This is a genomic window from Acidovorax delafieldii, assembly GCF_007993815.1.
GTDB lineage: Bacteria > Pseudomonadota > Gammaproteobacteria > Burkholderiales > Burkholderiaceae_C > Acidovorax > Acidovorax delafieldii.
Genome location: NZ_VJWE01000012.1, coordinates 391,306 through 410,874, shown reverse-complemented (window position 1 = coordinate 410,874; position 19,569 = coordinate 391,306). Strand labels below are relative to the sequence as shown.

The 19,569-nt window shown below is 63.8% G+C and carries 17 protein-coding genes; 4 read left to right on the top strand and 13 right to left on the bottom strand.

The window, feature by feature from the left end; all coding sequences use genetic code 11:
* Window positions 1-5: 5 nt before the first annotated feature.
* The 6 genes from ATF69_RS11205 to ATF69_RS11180 form a co-directional block, all read right to left on the bottom strand.
* On the bottom strand, window positions 6-386 hold the full coding sequence (locus ATF69_RS11205; RefSeq protein ID WP_208758718.1) for a lysozyme inhibitor LprI family protein: 381 nt from the start codon (window positions 384-386) through the stop codon (window positions 6-8).
* 198 nt (window positions 387-584) lie between these two features.
* Window positions 585-2,108: a CoA-acylating methylmalonate-semialdehyde dehydrogenase gene (locus ATF69_RS11200; protein WP_146870990.1), complete on the bottom strand. Its 1,524-nt coding sequence runs from the start codon at window positions 2,106-2,108 to the stop codon at window positions 585-587.
* Between the two features lie 263 nt (window positions 2,109-2,371).
* Complete coding sequence (locus ATF69_RS11195) at window positions 2,372-2,902, bottom strand: phage tail protein (protein ID WP_244303707.1); 531 nt, start codon at window positions 2,900-2,902, stop codon at window positions 2,372-2,374.
* A gap of 30 nt (window positions 2,903-2,932) precedes the next feature.
* Entirely contained in the window at window positions 2,933-4,123 is a 1,191-nt protein-coding gene (locus tag ATF69_RS11190) for an ABC transporter substrate-binding protein (RefSeq protein ID WP_342212243.1), read from the bottom strand.
* Window positions 4,120-5,136: a hypothetical protein gene (locus ATF69_RS11185; protein ID WP_056745956.1), complete on the bottom strand. Its 1,017-nt coding sequence runs from the start codon at window positions 5,134-5,136 to the stop codon at window positions 4,120-4,122. Before ATF69_RS11185 ends, ATF69_RS11190 begins: the two co-directional genes overlap by 4 nt.
* A complete protein-coding gene (locus ATF69_RS11180; protein ID WP_146870988.1) occupies window positions 5,124-5,975 on the bottom strand; it encodes an aspartyl/asparaginyl beta-hydroxylase domain-containing protein in 852 nt (283 codons plus the stop codon). Before ATF69_RS11180 ends, ATF69_RS11185 begins: the two co-directional genes overlap by 13 nt.
* A 1,295-nt stretch (window positions 5,976-7,270) precedes the next feature.
* Between ATF69_RS11180 and ATF69_RS11170 the strand changes: the two genes are divergently transcribed.
* Window positions 7,271-8,173 carry a LysR family transcriptional regulator gene (locus tag ATF69_RS11170; RefSeq protein WP_146870987.1) on the top strand — a complete coding sequence of 301 codons (903 nt, stop codon included), beginning with the start codon at window positions 7,271-7,273 and terminating at the stop codon, window positions 8,171-8,173.
* Between the two features lie 170 nt (window positions 8,174-8,343).
* On the opposite strand, the gene ATF69_RS11165 is transcribed toward ATF69_RS11170, so the two are convergent.
* The 4 genes from ATF69_RS11165 to ATF69_RS11150 form a co-directional block, all read right to left on the bottom strand.
* Window positions 8,344-9,603: an SEL1-like repeat protein gene (locus tag ATF69_RS11165; RefSeq protein WP_146870986.1), complete on the bottom strand. Its 1,260-nt coding sequence runs from the start codon at window positions 9,601-9,603 to the stop codon at window positions 8,344-8,346.
* Window positions 9,604-9,638: 35 nt separating this feature from the next.
* On the bottom strand, window positions 9,639-11,351 hold the full coding sequence (locus ATF69_RS11160) for a DUF4384 domain-containing protein (protein ID WP_146870985.1): 1,713 nt from the start codon (window positions 11,349-11,351) through the stop codon (window positions 9,639-9,641).
* 115 nt (window positions 11,352-11,466) lie between these two features.
* The gene (locus ATF69_RS11155; RefSeq protein WP_146870984.1) at window positions 11,467-11,895 is read right to left on the bottom strand and encodes a hypothetical protein; all 429 of its coding nucleotides are present in this window, start codon (window positions 11,893-11,895) and stop codon (window positions 11,467-11,469) included.
* A gap of 151 nt (window positions 11,896-12,046) precedes the next feature.
* Window positions 12,047-12,520, bottom strand: a complete 474-nt coding sequence (locus ATF69_RS11150) for a hypothetical protein (RefSeq protein WP_056062488.1) — start codon at window positions 12,518-12,520, stop codon at window positions 12,047-12,049.
* Between the two features lie 475 nt (window positions 12,521-12,995).
* Between ATF69_RS11150 and ATF69_RS11145 the strand changes: the two genes are divergently transcribed.
* The 3 genes from ATF69_RS11145 to ATF69_RS11135 all read left to right on the top strand — a co-directional run bounded on the left by ATF69_RS11145 (window position 12,996) and on the right by ATF69_RS11135 (window position 15,514).
* On the top strand, window positions 12,996-13,814 hold the full coding sequence (locus ATF69_RS11145; protein ID WP_082522434.1) for a LuxR C-terminal-related transcriptional regulator: 819 nt from the start codon (window positions 12,996-12,998) through the stop codon (window positions 13,812-13,814).
* 115 nt (window positions 13,815-13,929) lie between these two features.
* Entirely contained in the window at window positions 13,930-14,745 is an 816-nt protein-coding gene (locus ATF69_RS11140) for a sensor histidine kinase (RefSeq protein WP_146870983.1), read from the top strand.
* 187 nt (window positions 14,746-14,932) lie between these two features.
* A complete protein-coding gene (locus tag ATF69_RS11135; RefSeq protein ID WP_146870982.1) occupies window positions 14,933-15,514 on the top strand; it encodes an EF-hand domain-containing protein in 582 nt (193 codons plus the stop codon).
* Window positions 15,515-15,589: 75 nt separating this feature from the next.
* Here the strand turns inward: ATF69_RS11135 and ATF69_RS11130 are convergent, their stop codons facing one another.
* The 3 genes from ATF69_RS11130 to ATF69_RS11120 all read right to left on the bottom strand — a co-directional run bounded on the left by ATF69_RS11130 (window position 15,590) and on the right by ATF69_RS11120 (window position 19,563).
* Entirely contained in the window at window positions 15,590-17,269 is a 1,680-nt protein-coding gene (locus ATF69_RS11130) for a sensor histidine kinase (RefSeq protein WP_146870981.1), read from the bottom strand.
* A gap of 261 nt (window positions 17,270-17,530) precedes the next feature.
* The gene (locus ATF69_RS11125; RefSeq protein WP_007856361.1) at window positions 17,531-17,689 is read right to left on the bottom strand and encodes a DUF3309 family protein; all 159 of its coding nucleotides are present in this window, start codon (window positions 17,687-17,689) and stop codon (window positions 17,531-17,533) included.
* A 230-nt stretch (window positions 17,690-17,919) separates the two neighbouring features.
* Window positions 17,920-19,563: a DHA2 family efflux MFS transporter permease subunit gene (locus ATF69_RS11120; RefSeq protein WP_244303706.1), complete on the bottom strand. Its 1,644-nt coding sequence runs from the start codon at window positions 19,561-19,563 to the stop codon at window positions 17,920-17,922.
* Between the last annotated feature and the right edge of the window lie 6 nt (window positions 19,564-19,569).

Genomic DNA, 19,569 nt, shown 5'->3' with positions numbered 1-19,569 from the left:
CTGATTCATGGCTTGGCGGACGGGTGGTCCAGCGTCAGCCAGCGCATCAGGCCCTTGCGGCGCTCCTGGGTTTCGGCCGTCAGGCACTCGTGGTACAGGCGCGGCCACTGGGGTTGCGATTCATTGCTGCGCTGCGCCTGCTGGCAGCGCGTGGTGCGCTCGCGCTGCCAGGCCGTGTGCTCCTGCCGCAGTTGGGGCCGTTCGTGGGCCGACAAGGCGCGCATCACGTCGCCATAGAGGATGGCGATTTCGGTGTCTGCCGCCTGGAAGGCTTGCACGGCGCAGGCGTTGGTTTCTTCCACCGTGCCACCGGGTTTGCAGGCGGCACCGGCCTGTGCGTGGGCATCGGCACCCACCAGCATCACGCACGCAGCACCGAAGACCATGGCCCATCTCCGCATCGTTGTCTGAAAAGTTTGCATGCCCCGCTTTTACCACCGCGCACAGCGGTTGAAACCGGCGCGGACAAAGGCGAGGTAGCCGCGCAAGGGCCGCCAGTCCCCGGTTCAGGCACTGGCTGCGTCCCCCTTCCGCATCGCAAAGCGATGCAGAGAAAGGGGGAAGCGGCGAAGCCGCTCAGGGGGTTACTTCAAACTAATCGTCGTGTTCACACCATGCGAGATGGTGCTGTCATCAAACCAGCGCGCCGTCACCGTCTTGGTCTGCGTGTAGAACAGCACGACCTGCTTGCCGTAGGGGCCCAGGTCGCCCAGCTTGGAAGCGCGCGAGCCCGAGAACGAGAACAGGGGCACGGGCACAGGGATTGGCACGTTGATGCCGACCTGGCCCACGTCGATCTCTTCCTGGAACTTGCGGGCTGCCGCACCCGACTGGGTGAAGATGGCAGTGCCGTTGCCGTTGGGGTTGTCGTTGATGAAGGCAATGGCTTCATCGATGTCTGCCGCAGCCGACAGGCACAACACAGGCCCAAAGATTTCCTGGTCGTAGATGCTCATGCCGGGCTTCACGCCGCTGAACACCGTGGGGCCCACAAAGTTGCCCTTTTCGTAGCCAGCCACCACGGGGTTGCGGCCGTCCAGCTCCAGCGTGGCGCCGTCGGCAATGCCGCGCTCGATCAGGCTCTGCACGCGGTCCTTGGCGGCGCAGGACACCACGGGGCCCACGTCCGTGCCTTTTTCCACACCGGCGCTCACCTTCAGGGTCTTGGCCTTGGCCACCAGTTCGGGGATCCACTTTTGCGCCTCGCCCACCAGCACCACCACCGACAGTGCCATGCAACGCTGGCCTGCGGCACCGAAAGCAGCACCTGCCAGGGCGTTCAGGGTCTGTTCCTTGTTGGCGTCGGGCATCACGATGGCGTGGTTCTTGGCGCCCATCATGCATTGCACGCGCTTGCCGTTGAGGCTGGCGCGGTTGTAGACATGGGTGCCCACCTTGGTGGAGCCCACGAAGCTGATCGCCTTGATTTCCTTGTGGTCGCAGATCGCGTTCACAGCGGCTTCGCCACCGTGGATCACGTTGAGCACGCCAGGGGGGATGCCGGCTTCGAGCGCCAGCTCCACCAGGCGCATGGTCACCATGGGGTCTTGCTCGGAGGGTTTGAGCACGAAGGTGTTGCCCGTGGCAATGGCCATGGGGAACATCCACAGCGGTATCATGGCCGGGAAGTTGAAGGGCGTGATGCCCGCGCACACGCCCAGCGGCTGCAGCAGGGTGTAGGTGTCCACGCCGCCAGCCACGTTGTTGGCCAGCTCACCCAGTTGCAGGTTGCCAATGCTGGCAGCGTGCTCGACCACTTCCAGGCCACGGAACACATCACCTTCGGCGTCCGGCAGGGTCTTGCCTTGCTCTGCCGTGAGGATGGCAGCCAGCTCGGCCATGTTTTCGCGGATGAGCTGTTGGTACTTGAGGAAGATGCGGGCGCGGGTGCCGATGGGGGTCTTCTTCCAGGTTTTGAACGCTTCCTTGGCCGAGGCCACTGCGGCATTGATTTCATCGGCCGTGGCAAAGGGCACGCGGGCCAGCACTTCTTGCGTGGCGGGGTTCACCACGTCACGCCACTCGGTGGACTTGGATTCGACGAATTTGCCGCCGATCAACAGTTTGACGGTGGGGGCCAGCACGGCCGTGGAAGTGGGTGCGTTCATGGGTTTGTCTCCGGGGGTTGCAAAGGGCCCGCAGCGCAGGCCTGTCCATGCATGTTATCCGTGCAAATTTGTAATTACAATGCTGTGATTTGCAAGTTCAATGTGCTTTTATGCACATTTCTGCGGTTGCCATTTTGGCAGTGGCGTACCCCGCGGGGTGCCATTACCCCATGCGGAGGGGGCCAGGTTAGGCGCCAGAAAGCAAAAAGGGCAAACACAAGCGTTTGCCCTTTTTTGCACCTGCTGTCGCGGGTCGGTTTCGCTCAGTTTCTGGACGGAAATACGCCTTGCACTGCGATGATGTAGTTCATGCCCAAGTGGGGCTGCATGACGGAAATGGGAGAATTGTTGCCCGTGGCGCCAGTGGCCAGGCTGGTCACCGGCAGGGTGGTGTCGGCGCTGGCACCAGGAGCATACTGCGCGTTGCGCTGGTTGGATGCAGCAGGCACCGCGCCGGAGCCGGGCCCGGTCAGTGTGCCTATGCTGGTGGAAGCGGAGACGCTGCCTGTCACCGTGTGGTTATGTGATGGCAGATTGTTAATGGTCAGCGTCTGAGTTGGCGTGCCAGCAACTTCTCCTAAGTCCATGCTGGGCAGCCCCGGACCTTGACCGGTGCCGACAGGTACTCGGCCGCGTAAGTCAGGCAGGGCGAAAGTTGATACGCCGTTGCCACCGTATGTGGTTCCGAGGATGGCGAATAAGGCGCTGTTCTGTGAAATGCTAAGAAGCTGGCCTTGGCAGAACATCCAGTTCTTTGGGGCGAAGTTGCCCGCAAACATTTTGATCTCACCCATTATTGGAGCTGTCGCCATAAAACTTCCTTATCAAGTCAAAAAGTATCCCGTGACCCAGCCGCCAGGTGCAGCGCTGTGGGCGGTGAATTGAGGGTAGGCTTGGCGTCGGCGCCAAGCGTCGGTATTTTGTACAGAACCTTCCCACAGCGGACCGGCGCTGTCCACGGCAGTACTGGTCCACTGGCGTTCTCCGCGTGGGCCGGAAAGAGGGGCTTTACGCAGCGCAGCCCATAGCTCATGGACGCTTGACGTATCGGATGCTGCCGCGAGGGCCTTTCCTACGCTGGCACCTGCTTCCGCTCCCAGCAGCGCTGCTGCCGTCCACCCAAGGCCTGCCTGCGCGAAACGGGCCTTCCAGCCGGACTCTGCCACCTCGGCGGCAGGCCAGCTAGCGACGGTCCATGCATGGACCCCCTGTGTGTGTTCGGCCAGCCAGGGAAAGCCCGCCAACTCGGTGCGGAGAGACGTTGAATGGACCTGCCACCACTGGGTGAAGCGCTGCGCTTGCGGACCCGAGTAGAGTGCAACCACCACATCGGGCTGATGGGACACGATAGACCGCTTCAAATCCTCGAATTCAGAGGAGAGCCCTGGCAGGTTTGCAACATGGCGCCCCACGACGTTGCCGCCTAGTGCTTGCCAGCGGTTCTGGAAAGACTGCAGAAAGTCGAAGCCTGACTCATGCCGTCCCATGGACAAGAAGGCTCGCGGACCGCATTGCGCATACACCTTGTCGGCAATAGCGGATGCCATCGCGCATAGCTCCAGACTATGGCGAACCGTCAGCGAGTGGGCCTCGGCGGTCGAAACTATGTCCGCGCCCGTATCACTGATCCACAGAGGCACACCGGCTTTCCGGGTTGCTGGGGAAATTCTCTTTGCCAGCAAGGGTGGAATCCAGCCCATTACGGCGTCAATTTTGCTTTCCTGTAGCGCCGAGTTGATCACCTTGGCAGGCGCCGATGGTATGGGCCCAGCGGACAGCCAGTTCAATTCAAGCAAGGCGGTGGCGCCGGCCTGGGCCAGTCCGAGCTCCACGCCTTGGCGGTAGTCTTCGGCCAGCTGGGGCATTTTCTCGGAAGTAGGTGCTATGCCAAGTACGCGCCACCGGGGGCGTATCGCACCAAGCGAGGACAGGGCGGCAGCCGAAGCCTGCACACTTGTGACTGCCGCTGCTCCACCCGTTGCCAGGAAATGTCGTCGATGCAGCGTTGCGATCATTGCAGCGCCTCCTCGGGCTTGATGGAGACATAGGTACGCAGTGGGTCGTGGAGCCTCTGGTAGTGAGGTGCGATCCATTGCGCAGCCAGGGACTGAAGGAGGTCGCTTGCCATGCTATGTTTTGTTTCTGTATCGGGGACAAAGACTTGGTGAGGGTGCTTGCCATGCCGCGACGCGCGTTCACACATTCTTGCGCGCTCCTCTGCCGAGACCTGCCAGCGCATATGGGGGAGTACCTGTGACTCGATGGCCTCGGGCAGTTGGGAGTGGTCGAGCAACAATGCGCGCGAAGGTGCGAACTCTCGGGCCATGGCTTCGTAAATGTTCCCAAGCACGCGGGCGCAATAAAGTTCAGGGGGCATGAGGGCCAATTCGTGGGGGCTGAGGCCATCTACACCGCAGCCTGCCATGCCGGGGATCAGGAAGAACGCACGTTCCCGCATCTGCGACACCAGCACCGACAGTGGTTCCCGGGTGAGGAACACCCAGGGGGCGTCCGGCCACGCTTTTGCAAAGAGCGGTGCCTTGTCTGTGTTCCACGCATCGAGCTTGATGCTCATGGATTGCAGCGGTGGGCTGTCGCTGTCGCAGCGTTGCGCCCAGGCGCTGGTCCAAGCGCGCAGCGCGCGCACCACCTGTGCTTCGTCAATCAGCCCGCTGGACAGTGCCTGCCGCACGAGGAAGTCCACGGGACCGGGCTCCGACAGCTGCAGATGGTGTGCGCTTTCAGCGAGCGTTTGCGTAATGAGCGTGGAGCCACAGCGCGAAACGTGGAAGATGACCAGTGATGGATCAAGGCCTGGGGATTGCTCGTGCCAGGCCAACAGGTCGCTCAACGGCGTCTGGCGCCGGAACGCCAGATGGAAAGGGCGCAGCATATGACTCTGGATGCCATGCTGGAAGAAGGGCTCGCGCAGTGGTTCATCGAGCAGGCGGATCCAGTCCACCATCACCTGGCCTTTGGCGATGTAAAAGCGGATAGGGCGCCAGCCGCTGAAGTTCACAGAATCCATTGTTCCACCCACGCGCGGCGCCCGGCCTTCATGGCCGACTCCACATCTGATGCGTCAAATTGAAAGCCTGCGTCCTGCCCCATACGCACCGATTCCTGCACGAACTCGGCAGAGTTGGTGATGGCGCTGAGCCTTGTGGAACGCTCTGCATCCGCCCCCACGAAGTCGCGAAACCGGATGAATTGGCTCCACGGGTCGCTGGGGTCGGACAAAGGCTCGCCGCCATCGCTGGCGCGGAAGGCCTCGAACAGACGCATGTCCACCGAGGCGTCCGCCACCAGGTGCACCCGGTTTTGGCTGCCACGGTTGCGAACACGGTGCGGCAGCGATACATCCACATACCAGCACTCGCCAGCTCGCAGCGGAATGCGTTCACCATCGACATGGAAGAACACCTGCTCGCCGGTTTGCAGCGGCACGTGCAGGCGGGCTTCACCGCGCGCAGCACACACACCTACATCGGTGTGCTCCTTGATTTCGCAGCCCGGCAGCAATTGCATGAGCCGTACGGATTTCCAGGGCAATGCCATGGTTTCCAGCATCGCGCGCAGCGAAGGGCATTGTTCCAAAGCCGGCGTGTCGGCATAGCCCGATGCTGGCACATCAATGGGAACGACATCGATGGGAGCCTCGGGCGCGGAACGCAGTGCAAGTGCCTGCCAACCTCCGTCATGGCGGCCTTCATTGAAATGGGTACGCCAGAGGGAAGCTGGCAGGGCATTCACCTCGGCCAGGGCTGTGGCCGCGTCAAAACGCCAAGGCAACCTTGCGGTCCGCATGCCCTGCACCATCAGGCCATGGGGTTGCAGGTCGGCAAGCGACGAGTCCTGATACGTCATTGCGCGCAGATGGCGTAAGAACTGCAGGCTGTGGTCAACGAGGGTACGCGGTAGGAGTTGAGGAGTCGGACCGACCAGCCCTGGACTCCGGCCGCACAAGCACCGCCCTCGACGGGGCGGTTGGCCGCCACATACACAGCGTCAGCGTCAATTCCGGCAGCGCCGCTTGCGCCCTCGTACCCGCCGCCGACGACTTTTTCACCCACGTTGCAGCAGGAGGTCACTGCGCAGCTGTCTGCCGACCCACTGCCACTTGCAGTTCGAATATTGATGGCAATGGAGTTACTCCCCGCTGGACCTTGGGGGCCTGTCGCACCTGTAGCTCCGGCAGGACCGGCGGCGCCCGTGGCTCCGGTAGCGCCAGTCAGGCCCGCTACGCCTTGTGCACCAGGGGTTCCTGCTGGTCCGGTAGCACCTGTTGCACCGGCGGATCCAGTGGCCCCAGACGGGCCGGTGGCACCCGTTGCACCCGTCAGGCCGGCTGGACCCGTCGCGCCGGTGGCACCCGTAGCTCCCGTGAGACCTGCCGGGCCTGTGGCACCAGTAGCACCCGTTGCGCCTGTTGTTACTCCGGGGGCGCACTGGCCTAGGCGCCCCGTAGGCCCGTCAAAACACAGCACGCTGGCATTGTTGTTGGCCGTGCCTGACAGACTGGGAACCCTCACTTCGCCGGAGTCTTGCACACGCAGGCGCTCGGTATTGGCGGGTCCCTTGACCACGAATCCGCCGCCGGGAGGCGGTGTGATGCTCACGTCCGCTGCGTGGACGGAAAAAGTTGCCAATGCCAGGCAGGCTTGACCGGCCCACAGCGATTTGTAACGAAAAGTGGTGCGTTTCATAAAGGTCAGGGACTAAGGATGCGGATGGACAACGCAAGCCGGCGCAGGGCCTGCGGCGCAAAAAAAGGGAGGCCGTGTGCCAGTGCCTGTGGCCATGGCTAAGTGCGGCAGGTGACTTGCCCTGCGTGTGGCATGTGCATGCCAGCGGACAGCCTCTGGGGCTGCACAAATGTCTTCATTTTTCCTCCCTCGCACTTGACTATTGCTGGCAACCGCTGCGGGTGCCTTGGCCCAATGGGCTCTGGTTATTGCTCGCTGTTCCATTGTTGCGAGCTTCGGCGCGAGCGCAGTGTGCAATAGAAAATATGCGGTGTAAATTATTTTTGTGCGATTTATCTCCCGATGCCCTTGGGCCGTCGCCGGGTTGCGTCTTTGGTCGGCTTTTTTGACCGGTCGTGCGAGTGCACCAGCGCTTGATTTCCGGGTTGTCTCGGCCCGGGGCGCCACAATCCGGATATGGATTGGGATCATTTCCGTTATTTTCTGGAGTTGGCGCGCGCAGGCACGCTTGCGGGCGCCGCGCGCCGCCTAGGTGTGGAGCACACCACGGTGTCGCGTCGCTTGCAGGCGCTGGAGAACCAGATGGGCTCGGCCCTTTTTTCCCGTGAGCCAGGAGGGCATCGGCTGACAGAGGCCGGCCGGCAGCTGATGCCTCAGGTGGAGGCGATGGAGGCCGCTTTTCTTGTGGTTGAAAGTGCCGCTCCCGGTGTACACCAGGGTCTGCATGGATTGGTGCGTATCGGCACCACTGAAGGTTTTGGCAACCTGATCCTAGCGCCCCAACTGGCACAGTTCGCGTCGGAACACCCCGGTTTGGTGGTGGACCTGCTGGCGCTGCCGCGCCTGGTGCACCTGTCGCGCCGCGAGGCCGACATCGTCATCTCGCTGGAGCGCCCGGCGCGTGGCGCGGTGGTGGTCGTGAAGCTGACCGACTACGTGCTGCAACTGTATGGAGCGCGCAGCTACCTGCAGCGCCATGCCCCCATCCACACGCCGGACGACCTGCGGGGCCACACCTTCATCAGCTACGTGGACGACCTGCTGTTCAGCAAGGAACTGCAAATCCTGGACGAACTGCACCGCCCCGCGCATTTCGCGCTGCGCAGCACGAGCATCCTGGCCCAGTACGAAGCCGCCCGCGTGGGGGCCGGGCTGGCTGTGCTGCCCGCCTTTGTGGCAGCGCAAGACCCGTCGCTGGTACCCGTGCTGCCGGGTGTGGCACGCTTTCAGCGCACCTTCTGGATGTCCATGCCCGGTGACAACAAGCACGTGGCCCGTATGCAGGCCACGTGGGCGTTTTTGCGGGAGGCGGTGGCGGCTCAGCAGGGGTTGTTGTTGCCTGCGGTGATTGCTACTTAATTGATAGCTGATAAGTCAATTTCGACTAGCACTACAAGCCCGTTGGATTCTATTTCCTGATTTTTTTGGGGGCGCTACCTGTGCGGCTGGAGTCCATGGCCCAGGACAGGTTTCGAGGGCGCTCGTGTCGGGGCGGGTATTGGGTGTTTGTCCCCAGCTTTTGGGCCAACCTATCGACGCAACACTTGCCCCGGCGTCCGCCACTGCAGCGGTACCAGGTCATACAGCGGGCTGGGCTCGCGCTGCCAGCCGCTGGTGGGTGCTGCGGTGGTCGTGCCGGTGGGCGAGCTGTTGGTGCCGATGTGAAGACCGGCGAGCTGCTGCATCCACGCGACGTCGATGGCGCCGCCTTGCAAGGGTCTGGAGAAGATCAGCTCCAGCATCTTGCGGCCCTGTGGGTCGCCGCTGCTGGCTGCTACCTGGTACAGGCGCACGGCCTCGGTGTAGTTGGCAGGTACGCCGTCGCCGCGGTGGTAGCGCTGGGCCTCCGCGTACCAATCTGCAGCGCTGTAGCGGGCTGATCGGGTGCGGGCGTTGGGACCGCTCTGGATGCGGCGGGCCAGAAGGCGGGCGTTGGCGGCGGCGGCCTCGGATTTTGCAGACGCTGATTGAAACTGGACCATCGCCTGTTCGAGATCGCCGCTGGCGATGAACTCCAGCCCCAGTTCGTTGCCGGCCTGCGCGTTGCCGGCCCGCACAGCTTGCGTCAACAGTTTTTGAAGCGATGGGCTGGTCGTCGCTGGGGTCGCTGAGCCGGGATATCGGTCAGGTGAGGGCAAACGGGGCTCGGCCAATGGAGCCAATGCCTTGGCCGCATGCCATTCGAGGTATTTGGCAAGCCCCGGATCGGCACGGCCCACCAGCGCAATCCAGTGCATGGCGGTTGAAGGATTGGGTGCTGCCACGCACCCGCTGAGCTGGCACCACGCAAGGCCCGCAGGAGCCAGAGGGTGGCTGAGCATTTGCGCACGTTCAAACCAGTGCTGGGCCTGCGCCGGGTCAGCGGGCATGGCCAGGCCATGCAACGCCAACAATCCCAACAGCCACGCCGCATCGGCAGGCGTCAGGTCGCCCGATGATCGCGTTGTAGGGGCAGGGGGGGCGCGCGGCTTGCGCGTCGGCACCCCATCGCGTTGCGCGGTGCTGCGAAGTTTTTGCAACATCTTCTCCTGCGTGGGGTCGTCAGACCCGGGCACCTGGGGGGACGCCGCGTTCAGGCTGGCGCGATCGATGTCGGAGATTTCCGCAGGCGTGGGAAGCGCCCGCACCGATCCCTGCGCAGGAGCAGCAGTCACCACCGCCATTACCAGGCACGCTGCACCCGAGGCCTGCGCCACTGCGCCATGGATTGCGCGCCATATGCCCTGCGGTGCGTGTGCCCCACCAAGGGTGGAATGCGTGCGCGCCGTGGTCGCCGGGGTGGTGGTCATCGCGTTCGCCTGCGCAGTGCTTTACCGACGGTGTGTCACTTGCGTGGGGCGGGTTGGGTAGGCGCACTGGCTGCGGCGGGCAGGGCGCGGCGTGGAATGACTTGCCAGTACACGGCATTGCCGGTGTAGCCATCGGTGCCCCAGGCGGTGGCGAAGGCCTCGTTCAAGCGCTCCAGCGCCCGGTAGTTCGGGATGGGCTTGAGCGGCGGTCCGCGCAGCGCCTCGGGCAAACGGGGCGTGCTGTCCTCGTCGGTGGCAAAGCAGGCCACACCCTCGGTGCCGGGGCTGGCTGCGTCCATGATGAAGCCGGGGTTGGGGCTCATCCAGTCGGGGATGCGTATGGCCTGGTTGGCAGACACCCAGCCGGTGGTGTTGGCCTGGTTGGGCAGCAGGCGGATGACTGTACCGGTGGCATCGGCCAGAAAACACTGCAGGTAGGAGGCGCGCGACACGGTGGCCGACAGGAAGACCTGTTCCCCCACCTCGAATGCGGTGCGCTCCAGCAACACGTTCTCGATCTGCAGATCGATGCTGCGCGCAGGCGGTGGATCTCCGTACTTGGCCGCCCCCGGATTGCTGCTCACCACCTGCACTGCCGCATCGCGAGTGGCGGGACTGGCGGCGATGTGCGGCACAGGCTCTGCGTGCGTGCTGGCCCAGCCAATGCGGGCCAGGGTGCCGTCTGCGGACAGCCCGACAAAGTGGCGCAGCGCCCGTTCGTAGGTCGCAAAGTCCACCACGCCCGTCACCACCATGCCGTTGTCCGCCTGGAAGCGCGCCAGGGCCTTGCGCAGCGCTGGGTCGTTGTCCGGCAGAGGTTGCGCGACGGGGGCGAGGTAGCCCCGGCTGATCAGCGAGCGTGTGATGAGCTGGGTGCGCACGGCGGGCGAGCCTTCGTCAAACCAGTCGCGCAGCTGCCGCTGAAAGTCCGGGTGGTTTTGCTCCAGCGTCAGGCATTGCCAGTAAGGCACCCGGGCCCATTTGCCAATGAGTTCGATGGTGGCCAGGTCCACCAGTGTGCGCACCGCACTGCCAGAGCCCTGGGTGTAGTCGCGCCCCACGTTGAACTGAACGCCATAAGTGCCGATGCGCCCGGCCAGGTCCACGCCCTGTCCGCCGTTGCCAATGATGACTTCGTTGGCTGAGTCCAGGCCGGGAATCAGCGTGCGGGTGCGAAAGTCGCCCAGGTGCATCTCCAGGCCGATGATGGTGGCGTTGCGGCTCTGGCTGTAGCCCATGTCGATGCGGGGGCCGGAGAGCCCGGCGTCAAACCGGTTGTTGATCACGTTCTGGTCCACGAACGAGATGGCACCCGACAGGTACAGCGCGGGTCGCTGCAACTGCATCTGGTTGTTGTTGAGCAGGATGGTGGTGAGGTTCTGCACCGTGTCCTGGCGCGCGATATCCACCTCGTAGTCCACAAAACGGAAGGCATTGCTCAGGCGCGACATCTGGGACAGGGCCGTGATCACCATGTCCTTGGTGGCCACGGTGACGCGGGTGGAGTAGTCGGGAATCTGCTTGCTCGTGATCAGTGTGGTGGGCAGCTGTGCATCGCGCAGCATATGGTCCATGCACATCAGCGAGTCGGAGAAGCTGGAGATGGAGCGTGTGGGGCGCACCACGGGGCGGTCGGTGATGGAAGCCAGGCTCTGAAAGGCCTGGTCCTTGCGTGGGTCCCTGGGTGTGGCACAGCCAGCCAGTCCCAGCCCGACGACAAGCCAAAGCGCTCCATGGATCGCGCGCATCACAGGGTGTGGGGAGCGTGGGCGCTGGGGGCGAGAGCATGCAGGCATGGCGGGGCTCGGCGGGGTGGGCGGCATGTTCTCTCTCCTGGCGGCCGGGCGCATGGCGCCTGGCCTGTTATTTGCAGATATTGACGAGATCGCCGCGCAGCACCACCACCTGCGGCGCCTGGTTGGGACCGTACTTGGCCGATCCCGTGGTGTTGGCAGACACGGTGTTGCTGCCCACCTCCTGGACGCAGGTCTTTTGCATGCCCTGTGCATTGGCAGTGGTGACCACGTCGTTGTTGGTCAGCACGCCAGTGGTGTCGTCTGAGAAAGCCTTGGCTTCGTAGCGGGCGATGCGGGCGCGTAGCCACGATGGCATGGTGTTGCTGCCGTCCAGTCCCGTCGAGGCTGCCACTGGCCCTGTGGGCTGCATCTGGACCGAGAGCTTCTTGGTCAGGATGACCGGGTCTTCCCCGGGGGCCTGTGCCCACGCGGGGCTTGGCATCAGGCCGCAGACCGTGAGCAAAGCTGCGCATGGCGCCAGAAAACGTGTGTTCATGGAACACCTCCTATGGTGAGAATGAGGGGCCCACCCGCACTGCTGTTTGCAGCCTTGCCGGTGTGCCCCTGGCACGAACTCATCCGGGCACTGATGTGCTGCCGGAATCAGACCCTCGCAGGTCTATTCACCAGCCGAGCTGGTGCCGATCTCAGTAGGGCCAGCCGGCGGGCTTGGTGGGCTGGCAGGTGAAGCAGGCGTTGTTGGAGGCGATGTTTTGCACCGCCTTGCTGTTGCTGCCGCTGGAGAGGTTATTGACCGACGAGTTGATCATCGAGGTGAATTGGCTGGAGTTGCCAATGATGGTGACTTCGCCCACGTTGGATGACAGGTTCTGGCTGGCGTAGGCTTCGCTGCCGCTGGCGGTGTTGGTCAGATTGCCGCCAAAGCCCGTTACCGTCTGGGTCGAATTGCCACTGATGGTGACGTTGCCGGTGTTGGAGGCCAGGTTCTGGAAGGCTTCGCTCTTCGAGCCCGTCGAGTTGTTGTTGACGGACACCGACGTCAGGGATACCGACTGCGTGGAATTGCCGGTGATGGTGATGTCCGGAGTGGAAGGGACCGGACCGGTGGCCATGGCGGCGGAGGCGATGACGCTGAGCGTGATGAAAGCAAGGGTTTTCATGACAGATCCTTCAAGGATGACTTCTACACTGGCTGCAACCGCAGCGAACCTGCGGTGCAGAGGGGGTTGGACGGCGCTTTCAGGCCTGGTTTTTTTGAGAACCGGTGGCCGTTAGGCGCTGTCGGAGTTCAGTGTGCGAGCCGATGCGATTCGTGCGAATACGCCGGGCGGGCTACCTCATACAGCGGAGCGGTTCAACCCTTGGACCCGCGCAAAGCCTTTGCCAGCGCGGCTTGGCCGCCCGCACCACATGAGATCGGCCGAAGAAAGTCAGGTAGTAACCAATTGCTACTTGGGCAACATTGCCAAATATATTTGGACCTTGAAATTTATTTGGCGCACTGTGTGCGCTGCCGTACAGAGGGGCATGAGTGCGTTGGAGAACATGCATGTGAACGCAAGAGTTGCATGCAGATGCGTCCACCGAAAGACCCAGTCCATCGGGGCCCACCACCACGTCCGCAGGAGTTCACCCATGAGCAGCAGTTGGCAGGTCGATACACCATCGCAAACGTTGACGTCTTCAGCGTTGCTTTCAAAGCAGAGTGCGCGCGACCTTGCATCGCTTCCGTCGGGCCGGTTTGAAACCTATTCCAATCCGCCATCGGTCTGGCCCGCCTTCCTCACTGGGCAGGAGGCCAATCCGGTGCGGGTCTTGCTGGTGGACGACGATCCGCACATCCGCCTGGTGATTGCACAGGAGCTGATGGCCGATGCCCGCACGTTGCTGGTGGCGCAGGCGGGCAGTGTCCGCGAGGGACGCAAGGCCATCAAGAATCACGATTTTGATGTGCTCCTGGTGGACCTGAACCTGGGCGACGGTGACGCCTTTGACCTGTTGCACTACGTGAAGCCTGTGCGCCCATCAGCCCAGACGGTCGTGATCTCGGTCATGGAAAACGACGAGCAGGTCCTGCGGGCCTTCGAACTGGGGGCCACGGGGTATGTGGGCAAGAACTCGTGGTTCGGCAACTATTCGCAAGCCGTGTTGCAGGTGGCCAATGGTGGCGCCTCCATTACCCCCAACCTGGCGCGGCGGTTGCTGCAGCGGTTTGACCGCACCCACTCGGCCGAAAACAAGCGACGGCAGCCCGATGAGGCAGATCGGCTGTCCACACGGGAAAAGGAAATCCTGCGCATGGTGGCCAGCGGCTACACCAGCGTCGAGGTGGGGGCGCGCCTGCTCATCAGCAGCATGACGGTCAACACCCACTTGCGCAACATCTACCGCAAGTTGCAGGTGCGCACCCGTGCCCAGGCGGTGCGCTTCGCCTCGCTGCGGGGGCTCTTTTGACGGAGTGATGCAGGTGGCTGCCGCGTGTGTGGGTTGTGCGGTCACCAGGTGTGCTCTCGGTTGCCCACGCCACCCAGAAAGCCAGGATTGAGCGGTGTTTCGCACACGTCCCCCGTTGTTCGCCATCGCTTGCATGTGCATGTGGCTGCTGCAGTGGGCGCTCCTTGCGACGGCGTTTTATGGCTATGACGAGGAGAGGCCGTCGGATCGGCAATGGTGGGAGCTGGCCGCCCTGGTGATCTCGGTGGGCCTGGGGGCCCTGCTGCTGGTGCAACTGCCGCGGGCCCTGCAGTGGCGCCCCCGGCTGCGGCTGCGCGCCAGTGCCGAGGTGACGGCAGAGCGGCGGCGCATTGCGCAGGACTTGCATGACAACCTGGGCGCACAGCTGGTCTTTGCCATGGCGCTGCTGGAGACCGAGCCGCCCGCAGTGCGTGAACTCCGTTCGCTGCTCGACAAGTGCATGCTGGACCTGCGACTCGTGGTGGACTCCATGGATGCGGCGGACGAGCCATTTGCTGACCGCCTGGCCCGGCTCCGGCACCGCATCCAGCCCGTGCTCGATCGGCGTGGCATTCGCATGGTGTGGGATGTGCAAATTCCGCCGTTGTCCAGTTTTCCGTATGCCGACAGTGCCATGCACCTGGTTGCCATTGTTCAGGAGGCCTTGAGCAACGTGTTGCAGCATTCGGGCGCCACCGAGGTCTCGGTGGGTGTGCGTTACCGTGCGGGTGCCGAGTCCTGGTGTGCCGAGGTCAGCGACAACGGGCGCGGCATGCTGCTTCACGCTGGCGAAGGCAGCCCACTGGGAGGCCATGGGGTGGCAGGCATGAACCACCGTGCGCAGATGGCGGGCGGTGACTTGCTGGTGCTGCAGCGTCCGGGTGGGGGCACCTGCATTCGGGTGGTGATGCCGGGCAGAGGGAGTGCCTAGGATCACGTGCGACTCCCGGGCGCGCAGCCTCCAGCCCGCTGTCCATTCGCAAAACTGGCGTGAAAACTGTTGGCTTACTCGCCCACCGTACGGGCTGCTGTCCGCTACCCTTGGTGCATCTGGGCGATGCGGTGACTTGCGGACAGGTCAAAGGTACCGGGCTGTCGCCACACAGGAGTTCATGGCGATGTCCCCTCTCATTTCCGGCCTCGCATCGGTAGCGTCGATGATTTTCAATGCGGCCTCCAGTGGCGCGGGCAAGGCGTCCGCGCGGCGTGGGGGTGAGGCGGTGGCACCCGAGCCCTCGGCCGTGGTCACCCTCAGCCCCGAGGCGCAGACGCTGGCGGGGATGGCCGGGCAGGGCGCTCTGGCCACCCAGGGCCAGCCTTCTGGCGCGGGGATGACCGTGGGGCGTTCGTCCGGCCAGGCCACTGCAGCACTGCCCGGTGGCCGTGTGGCAGGGGCCGTGTCCAAGGACGATTTCCAGGCGTTGCTGACCCGGTTTGGTGCCACCGAGGATCAGAAGCAGCAGCTCACGGCGGGCTTTGACGCGGACAAGGATGGTGTCATCACCCACGATGAATTCCTCAAGGGGCTGGCCCGCACCAAAGGCCAGCAGGCGGGCAGCGATCCGTTCGCGCAAGCCGTGCTGCAGGTGATGGACCGTGCGGGTAACGCCGATGGCACCGTGGCCAAGGACGAGTTTGCAGCGCTGACTTCGGCGTTCGCTCTGGCAGAGCGGCGTGCGCCCTCGACACGGACTGCCTGAACAGCCTGAACCGTAAGGGTGCACCGGTTACATGCCACCTGTGCTGTGAGCACGCGTATTGGTGCTGGAACCGTATCAGGTGACCTTGGGCAGCGGCAGCGACACCCAAAAGCTGCTGCCCTTGCCCGGTTCGCTCTCCACCCCCAGGCTGCCCCCCATGCCCTCGACGAGGCGTTTGCACAGCGCCAACCCCAGTCCCGCACCCTCAAAGCTGCGCGTGGATGACCCGTCGACCTGTTCGAACAACGTGAAGATGCGGTGCTGGTCACCGGCCGCAATGCCAATACCCTCGTCCGTCACGCGCAGCCGCCACACCGTCGCATCAGGGGTGTCCTGCTCGGTCTCCAGGGTCAGCTGGATGTGACCCGAGAGGCTGAATTTCACGGCGTTGTCCAGCAGGTGGACCAGCACTTGCTGAATACGGTCTGCGTCCCCCACGTGGCTGGCGTCGGTGCCCACGCCATCGAGGGCCAGGAAGATCTGCAAGCCTTTTTGGCGCGCCTGCGGCTCCAGCAGTTGCACCGCATCTGCCGCCAGCTCTGGCACCGATAGCGGCGCAAACTGGAACGCTACCTGGCGTGTTTCCAGCGCAGCCAGATCGATCAGGTCGTTGAGCATGCGCATGAGGCCTTTGGCCGCATCCATCACATTGTTCAGCACGGGCTTCAGGCGCTCATCCTGCGAGCGGTTGCGCACCAGTTCGGTCATCCCCAGGATCAGCGTCATGGGGGTACGCAACTCGTGCCCAATGTTGGCGAGAAAGATGCTCTTGGTGCGCAGGGCAGCCTCTGCGGCTTCCTTGGCGAGAGACAGCGCCGCCGTTCGTTCCTTGACCCGAGCCTCCAGATGCTCGCGCTCGGCATGCAATGCCTGCTCCAGCTCCCGCCGGGCGGTCACGTCGCGGCCGATGCTGTGGTAGCCGGCGGGCTGGCCCGAGGCGTCGCGGTACAGGCGGCTGGACATCTCGAACCAGCGGACGCTGCCATTGGCACAGCGCATGGGCGGCGTTAGCAGTTGCCGCCGCTCGCGCACTGCCTGTCTCAGTGCCTCGGCACCCTCGGGCGTCAGGGCCTTGAAGATGGATCTTCCGATGACGTCGCGGGCGGGCACGCCGCGCGCCCGTTCGTCGGCGGGGCTCACGTACGCCACCGTCATGTCGGGGTTGATCCGCCAGATGACCTCTTCGGCGCCCTCGGTCAGCAAGGTGTACTGCTGGTCCCGCTCGGACAGGTGCCGGTACAGGCGGAGGGCTTCACCGACGAACAGGTAAAAACACAAACTGCTCAGCGACAGCGCCAGTGTGAAGATGATGAGCGCATGCAGCGAATACGGCGCGCTCTGCATGCCGTTGCTACCCACTACCAGCGCCAGTGTCAGGACGGTATAGCAGACGCCCGCGGCCCGCCCCAGCAGCAGGTAGGCTGCCCCCACCCCAATCAGGAACCACACGGCGCGCAGCTCGTGCCCCAGGGGTTGCCACAGGGCATAGGTAAAAAGTGCCATCCCGATCAGGGTCTGGATGAGTGCCACCGGAACATAGACCCGCGGCCAGCAGCGCAAGGCCCACCACAGCGCCATCATGACCGCGGTGCCAGTTCCCAGGGCAAGGTTCCACGACCCTGGGGAGGGAACTAGCCCGGTAGCGCCCACCGCCAGCAACAGCAACTCAAAAGCCACATTGGCTGACAGGATGCCCTGCAGCAGACGGATCTGAACCTGCCGCATGTTGCCAACGGGGTAGGGGGATGAGGGCATGGTCTGGGCGGTATGGCGATGTTTTGTATTTATCGTTTATATCAAATAAATGATTAAAATGCCAATGTTATCAATTTGATTGTATTTTTGCTGCGAATTGATCATTTGCGTGTTTCTGGCCGAGTCCGGGTGGCCGCCATGCCGCGCCACCCTCCTACAAAGCGCCAAAGACAAAGGGCCCTCGGAAGGGCCCTATGTGTGCATTTGAAAACTTCTCCTCGGCAGGCGCTGTGTGGCCTGCACCGGAAGTTCAGCTACCGGTCATATCCGGCCCATCAGCAGCAGGATCACCAGGATCAGCACCACCAGGCCAATCCCGCCGCTGGGCCCGTAGCCCCATGAGCGGCTGTGGCCCCAGGTGGGCAGGGCGCCGACCAGGATGAGGATCAGAACGATCAGAAGAATCAGCGAGAGTGACATGGCAGTTCCTTGTTGGAGTGGTTTGCGGTGAGTGCATTGTTGGGTGCACCCCGCGAACTGCCCGCAGGTGCCGCGCCCGCCACTGGGTCAGGGATTTCCGACACCCACTGTGGGATGTGCGGGTTGTGCCCGGACGAGACCCCGCAGATTCATATCAAAAATGATAGCTGCAGGCGCATGTTTGACTAGCGCTTGCAGCTGTTTTTTCTCCAAACCTGTGCCGAAACCTCTCAGTGGGCCCCCGCTGCGTCTGCCGCGCCCGCACCGCCGCTGCGCGCAGGGCGCTTGGTCAGCCAGATCAGCCCGATCAGCAGCAGGAACAACCCGGCCGAGCCCAAAAAGATGTCGTTGGCCGCGCGGGTGAATGCCTGCTGGTCGATCAGCCGGTTGATCTGCGCCAGCGCCTGCATCTGCGTGAGGCCCGAGGCCACCAGGCCGTCCAGCGTCTGCGCGAACACCCCCTGGCCTTGCACCAGCCCTTCGGTCAGGTGCGCGTGGTGCATGGCGGCGCGGCTCTCCCACAGCGTGGTGGCAATCGACGTACCCATGGCACCGGCGGTGATGCGCACAAAGTTCGACAAGCCTGCTGCCGCCGGGATGCGGTCTGGCGACACACCCGCCAGCGTCAGCGTGGTCAGCGGGATGAAGAAGAACGCCATGGCCGCGCCCTGCAGCAGGGTGGGGATCAGGATGTGGATGAAGTCCGTCTGCACCGTGAACTGCGAACGCATCCACAGCACCGTGCTGAACACGATGAACGCACCCGTGGCCATGCGGCGCGGGTCCCACTGGCCGACCTTTTTGCCCACCAGCGGCGTGAGCAGGATGGCGAACACGCCCACCGGCGCCAGCGCCATGCCGGCTGAGGTGGCCGTGTAGCCCATCCACTGCTGCAGCCACAGCGGCAGCAGCACCACGTTGCCGAAGAACAGTGCGTAGGCCACCGACAGCGCCAGCGCACCAAAGGTGAAGTTGCGGCCCTTGAAGAGCTTCAGGTCCACCACCGGGTGCTTTTCGGTCAGCTCCCACACCAGGAAGACAGCAAACGCCACCACCGCGACCACGGCCATGGTGATGATCTCGCCCGAGGCAAACCAGTCCAGCTCCTTGCCCTTGTCGAGCATGAGCTGCAGCGCGCCCACCCACAACACCAGCAGGCTGAGGCCCACGGTGTCAATCGGCAGCTTGCGGATGGGGGTCTCGCGCTTGCGGTAGATGCCCCAGGTCAGCACCCCGGCCAGCAGGCCCACGGGCACGTTGATGTAGAAGATCCACGGCCAGGAGATGTTGTCGGTGATCCAGCCGCCCAGGAGCGGCCCCACCACCGGCGCGACCAGCGTGGTCACGCCCCACAGGGCCAGGGCCGTGCCGGCCAAGGCACGCGGGTAGCTCGCCAGCAGCAGGGTCTGCGACAGCGGAATCATCGGCCCGGCCACCAGGCCCTGCAGCACGCGGAAGAACACCAGCATCTCCAGCGACGACGCAAAGCCGCACAGCCAGGAGGTCAGCACGAACAGCAGCACGCTCATGGTGAACAGCCGCACCGCGCCAAAGCGCTGCGTGAGCCAGCCGGTGAGCGGCACCGAGATCGCATTGGCCACACCAAAGCTGGTGATGACCCAGGTGCCCTGGCCGGGGCTCACGCCCAGGTCGCCGGCAATGGCCGGGATGGAAACGTTGGCGATGGACGAGTCCAGCACGTTCATGAACGTGGCCAGCGACAGCGACAGTGTGCCCAGCAGCAGGGCGGTGCCCTGCAGCGGCGGATAGACAGCAGGCGGCCCGGGGGGGGCTGCTGGTGGCGACACCGCAGCAGGCGCCGCCGGAGCGGGGGCCTGGCCTGCGGTGTCTGCAGTGGGGTTGGCGGCAGTCATGCTCGG

Excerpts from the sequence above, each read along its gene's own strand:
- ATF69_RS11205 (WP_208758718.1), bottom strand. The coding sequence starts at position 386 with ATGGTCTTCGGTGCTGCGTGCGTGATGCTGGTGGGTGCCGATGCCCAC.
- ATF69_RS11200 (WP_146870990.1), bottom strand. The coding sequence starts at position 2,108 with ATGAACGCACCCACTTCCACGGCCGTGCTGGCCCCCACCGTCAAACTG.
- ATF69_RS11195 (WP_244303707.1), bottom strand. The coding sequence starts at position 2,902 with ATGGGTGAGATCAAAATGTTTGCGGGCAACTTCGCCCCAAAGAACTGG.
- ATF69_RS11190 (WP_342212243.1), bottom strand. The coding sequence starts at position 4,123 with ATGATCGCAACGCTGCATCGACGACATTTCCTGGCAACGGGTGGAGCA.
- ATF69_RS11185 (WP_056745956.1), bottom strand. The coding sequence starts at position 5,136 with ATGGATTCTGTGAACTTCAGCGGCTGGCGCCCTATCCGCTTTTACATC.
- ATF69_RS11180 (WP_146870988.1), bottom strand. The coding sequence starts at position 5,975 with ATGACGTATCAGGACTCGTCGCTTGCCGACCTGCAACCCCATGGCCTG.
- ATF69_RS11170 (WP_146870987.1), top strand. The coding sequence starts at position 7,271 with ATGGATTGGGATCATTTCCGTTATTTTCTGGAGTTGGCGCGCGCAGGC.
- ATF69_RS11165 (WP_146870986.1), bottom strand. The coding sequence starts at position 9,603 with ATGACCACCACCCCGGCGACCACGGCGCGCACGCATTCCACCCTTGGT.
- ATF69_RS11160 (WP_146870985.1), bottom strand. The coding sequence starts at position 11,351 with ATGCGCGCGATCCATGGAGCGCTTTGGCTTGTCGTCGGGCTGGGACTG.
- ATF69_RS11155 (WP_146870984.1), bottom strand. The coding sequence starts at position 11,895 with ATGAACACACGTTTTCTGGCGCCATGCGCAGCTTTGCTCACGGTCTGC.
- ATF69_RS11150 (WP_056062488.1), bottom strand. The coding sequence starts at position 12,520 with ATGAAAACCCTTGCTTTCATCACGCTCAGCGTCATCGCCTCCGCCGCC.
- ATF69_RS11145 (WP_082522434.1), top strand. The coding sequence starts at position 12,996 with ATGAGCAGCAGTTGGCAGGTCGATACACCATCGCAAACGTTGACGTCT.
- ATF69_RS11135 (WP_146870982.1), top strand. The coding sequence starts at position 14,933 with ATGTCCCCTCTCATTTCCGGCCTCGCATCGGTAGCGTCGATGATTTTC.
- ATF69_RS11130 (WP_146870981.1), bottom strand. The coding sequence starts at position 17,269 with ATGCCCTCATCCCCCTACCCCGTTGGCAACATGCGGCAGGTTCAGATC.
- ATF69_RS11125 (WP_007856361.1), bottom strand. The coding sequence starts at position 17,689 with ATGTCACTCTCGCTGATTCTTCTGATCGTTCTGATCCTCATCCTGGTC.
- ATF69_RS11120 (WP_244303706.1), bottom strand. The coding sequence starts at position 19,563 with ATGACTGCCGCCAACCCCACTGCAGACACCGCAGGCCAGGCCCCCGCT.